The following is a 4,777-nucleotide window of genomic DNA, read 5'->3' on the forward strand; positions in this document are numbered from 1 at the left end:
CTTATTTTCTGCAAATTTACGCTCTTGGAACCATATAAACAACTGTACTACAATATTTTAATTTATAGAACTCCTCTTAAATATATACAAATCTATGAAAAAAAATCGAATGTATGCTCTTCGTCCCGGAGAGTATGTGTTAAAATTCCTAAAGATTATGCGACTTGGGATTTACTTGGTTTTACTGACAACATTTACAGTCAGTGCTAACGGCTTTTCTCAAAAAGTTAAGGTGACGCTCAATTTAGAGCAACGGTCGATACTGGAAATTATCAAAGAACTGCGAAAAGTTTCGGATTACCAGTTTTTGTACCGGGTGGATGAACTCAGGAAATGTGGGAAAAGAGACCTGAAGGTACAGGATGCAGGAGTCGAGGAAGTGATGAGACAATTGCTCGACGGTACTCATTTGACCTGGCGTTTGGACGATGATGTAATTCTGATTAAGACGGCACCGAAGACGGCGGCACCTGCAGTTCCCCAAAAGGTGAGAACGGTACAGGGAGTTGTGTCGGATACCAAAGGGGGAAAACTACCCGGGGTTACGGTGATATTGAAAGGAACTACGCTGGGAGGTGTGACGGATGCCGAAGGAAACTTTAAATTCGAAATTCCCGATCAGAAAGATATGATCCTGGTATTTTCGTTCGTCGGTATGAAAAAACAGGAAGTGAAGTATACCGGACAGGAAAATTTGCATATAGTCCTGGAAGACGATATTGCCGAAATGGAAGAGGTGGTGGTGAACGGTATTTTTACCCGTAAAAAGGAGAGTTTTACCGGATCGACGACTACTTTTACTTCGAAAGAACTCAAAATGGTCGGGAATCAGAGTGTATTACAGAGTTTAAAGACCCTCGATCCTTCATTTGCCATTATCGAAAACAATGAGTTCGGTTCCGACCCCAACCATTTGCCCAATATCGAGATTCGGGGTAAAAGTAGTATCGTAGGCTTAACCGATGAATATGAAACCGATCCGAATCAGCCTTTGTTTATTCTGGATGGATTCGAATCCGATTTGGAGACTATCAACGATTTGAGTATGGACCGGGTACAAAGTATCACCGTATTGAAAGATGCTGCAGCTACAGCCATTTATGGTTCGAAAGCAGCTAACGGTGTCGTGGTCGTCGAGACTAAATTACCTGCCATGGGATCGCTTCGGGTAAACTATAACGGTAATCTGCAGTTGACTTTTGCCGATCTGTCGGATTATAATCTGATGAATTCTTATGAGAAACTGACTTTCGAACGCCTGGCCGGTTGCTATCGTTTGATAGACGATGAGGGAAATATTTTAGACGAAGAACAGGATCAGATCTATAATGACCTGATGAAAGAAGTGGCTCGCGGAGTAGATACCTATTGGATGAACGAGCCTCTGCGTTTTGCTACTACGCATAAACATACGCTTTCGATTGAAGGGGGAGACGCTACTTTCCGGTATGGTGCCGGATTAAGCTATGGCAAGACCGAAGGGGTGATGAAAGGCTCTGACCGGGAAGTGATGAATGGAAATATCCGTTTGATCTACCGTAAGGGAAAATTATCTTTTACGAATAATCTGAATATCAATTATTCGAAAGCCGATCGGGAACCGGTTGCTTTTTCTGAATTTGCCAAGGCAAATCCTTATTTCCGGAAATACGATGAAAATGGTGAGTTAAAGAAAATATTGTTTCAAAACTATGCAGCAACTTATTATAATCCGCTGTATGATATGAACCAAACCAATTTCGAAGAAACCAAGACAACCGGTTTTACAAATAATTTTGAAGTAGACTGGAGAGTGATCGATGAGTTAAGGGTGCGGGGACGTTTCGGCTTGACCAAATCGAACGAACAGATGAAAAAATTCCGGTCTCCTTTCAATACAGAATTTAACAGTCAGGCAGATATTGCGAATAAAGGAAGTTATGAAGAGAGAAATACTCAAAACTTGAATTATGATGGTGATTTTAGTTTGACATATGGGAAATTATTTAATGAGAAACATATGGTAAATGTGGTCGGCGGAATGCGTCTGAGTCAGAATGGATCGAATAATAGTGCTTATAAAGTTCAGGGCTTTATCGATGATGAATTTTCCAACCCTGCTTTTGCATTAGGTTATCAGAAAGACGGTAACGCTACTTATCAGGATTCTAAAAAACGGGCAGTCAGTTATTACCTGAATTTCGGATATGCTTATGACGACCGTTATTTGCTGGATGTGAATTACCGTTCGGACGGTTCTTCCGTGTTCGGTTCGGACAGGCAGTTTACGAATACCTGGTCTGTGGGTTTGGGATGGAATATTCATAAAGAAGCTTTTTTCAGTGATATAGAGGGTATTAGTTTGTTGAAATTGCGGGCTTCTATCGGTAATCCCGGGAACCAGAATTTCGATGATTATATCTCTACCCGGATTTATTCCTATAATACCGACAATATGAATATTTTCGGTTCGAGTGCAATCGTTTCGAATCTTGGTAACCGCAATCTGGAATGGCAGAAGACCTTGGACCGGAATATCGGTTTCGATATTATTTTCCTCGACAATCGTTTGAGGGTCAATTTCGATTATTTTAATAAAAGAACCGATCCGTTATTGGTACAGATAGGTACGGCTTCTTCGACCGGTGTAAAGACGCTTCCCCGCAATGTCGGAAAACAAATCACCGAGGGGATAACCCTGACGATGAATTATTCTATCATACGTAGAGAAGATATGTTTTGGTCCGTGAATATGAATTTGCGTCATCAGACATCGGAATATAAAGAGGTGAGCGAAGTATTGACGAAATATAATTTAGATAACCGGAACCGTAATCTGACCCGTTATTACGACGGTGGAAGTCCTTCCGATTTATGGGCAGTGAGATCTTGTGGTATCGATCCGGCAACCGGGCGTGAAATTTTCCTGGATAAGAACGGAGAACAGACTTTTGTGCATAATTACGATGATGAAGTCGTAGTAGGAAACAGTGATCCGAAAGTGGAGGGGGTGATCGGTACTTCTTTCTATTACAAAGGTTTTTCTGCTTCTATTAATTTACGCTATCGTTTGGGTGGACAGATTTTTATGCAGACCCTTTATGATAAAGTAGAAAATCTTTCTTCTTCAAAGAAATGGGAAAATCTGGATAAGCGGGCATTGTACGATCGTTGGAAACAACCCGGTGATCAGGCTAAATTCAAATCTATCGCCAGCAGTGAAGTGACGCCGATATCTTCCCGTTTTGTCGAAGATAATAATGTGTTGTCGGGAGAATCGATTTCGTTGGGATACGAAAGTACAGCTCCCTGGTTAAAACATATCGGAGCTTCTTCGATGTCTGTCCGGGCTTATATGAACGATATTTTCCGGATTTCGACCGTAAAAAATGAACGTGGTCTGAGTTATCCTTTTGCCCGTTCGGTGTCCTTTTCATTAGGTGTGACGTTCTAAAATGTAATATTAACTGATTGAGATATGAAAACGAAAATAAAATATGGTTGGCTTTTATGCCTGTTGGTTTTCAGTGCCTGTAATTCCTGGATAGATATAACGCCCTCCGATCGTTTGAATGAAGATATGCTTTTCGAAGATAGACAGGGATTTGAAAAAGCGATTAACGGTGTATATGTGGGATTGGTCGATCGTTCACTTTATGGCCGGAATTTGAGTGCCGGGGTGATCGATTTGATGGCTCAGTATTATAAATACGGGAATGGGTCTGATTTTAATTCCATGCTCGGCGCTTATAAATATGAGGAGCAGAATGTCAAAGATGTATTTCAGGTTATCTGGGAAAAGGCTTATGCGCTGATATTGAATTGTAATATCATTATCGAAAAATGTGATGAACGGCAAGACGTTTTACCCGGTGTATATTACGGTTTGTATAAAGGTGAAGCGTTGGCTTTAAGGGCGATGCTCCATTTGGATATGTTGCGTCTGTTCGGACCTGTTTACGATGAAACTTCTAAAACGGCCGAATGTATCCCCTACGTAACCAATACCGATGCTCAGATTTCTCCTTTACTGTCTGCTGAAGTTGTTTTGGAGTCGGTGATCGGAGATTTGAAAACTGCTCTGAATTTACTGAAAGAGTCCGATCCGGTTTTGACGGATGGGGTACGGAACGAGGGAAACAGTATCGGAGATAATGCATTGAATTACCGTCAGTTCCGGTTGAATTATTATGCTGTAAAAGCTTTGTTGGTCCGGGCTTATGCCTGGGGACACGATGAAAGTAATGCGTTGGTTACTGCCGAAGAGATTCTGCGTGAAGTACAGGTGGAAGGGGCGGAGATATTCCCTTTTGTAACCCATGCGGCAGCTACCGATGTTTCTAAACCTGACCGGGTATTTTCTTCGGAAGTGATGTTTTCGTTATATGATTCCTACCGGGGTACAGAGATTCAGGATAAGTTGTTCCTGCCGACCCTGGACCAGATATATACTTTCACGGGTAAACGTTTGGAATTGGGGAAAGACTATTCTTTTTACGCTTCTGAAAACGATTATCGTCGTAATATTTGGGCAAGTTATAGCAATGCCGGAAAACTGATCGACTATCATCGGAAATATGAAGATATAACAACGAGTGGGGCTGAGTTATTGAATAAGATGGTTCCTTTGATCCGGTTGAGTGAGATTTATTTGTTGGCTGCTGAATATACCGATGACTTTGTAACCGCCAAAGGGTATTTGGATCGGATACGGAATAGCCGGAATTGTCCTAGCTCGGTGGCAACCGAGCCGACCTTGATGGAGGAGATTACAAAAGAATGCCGGCGGGAATTTTTA

Annotated in this window: 2 protein-coding genes; both read left to right on the forward strand. The window is 41.7% G+C overall.

The annotated features are described in order from the left end of the window. The first annotated feature begins 94 nt into the window (after positions 1 to 94). The gene (locus WS42_RS14225) at positions 95 to 3,433 is read left to right on the forward strand and encodes a SusC/RagA family TonB-linked outer membrane protein (RefSeq protein WP_087382529.1); all 3,339 of its coding nucleotides are present in this window, start codon (positions 95 to 97) and stop codon (positions 3,431 to 3,433) included. 24 nt (positions 3,434 to 3,457) lie between these two features. Beyond that, the coding region (locus tag WS42_RS14230) for a RagB/SusD family nutrient uptake outer membrane protein (protein ID WP_286728716.1) at positions 3,458 to 4,777 on the forward strand (1,320 nt) is incomplete at its 3' end.

Origin of the sequence: Odoribacter sp. N54.MGS-14 (assembly GCF_000980295.1) — a bacterium.
Taxonomy (GTDB): domain Bacteria; phylum Bacteroidota; class Bacteroidia; order Bacteroidales; family Marinifilaceae; genus Odoribacter; species Odoribacter splanchnicus.

What these genes read in the sequence shown, in the direction of transcription:
- WS42_RS14225 (WP_087382529.1), top strand. Translation starts at nt 95, where the DNA reads ATGAAAAAAAATCGAATGTATGCTCTTCGTCCCGGAGAGTATGTGTTA.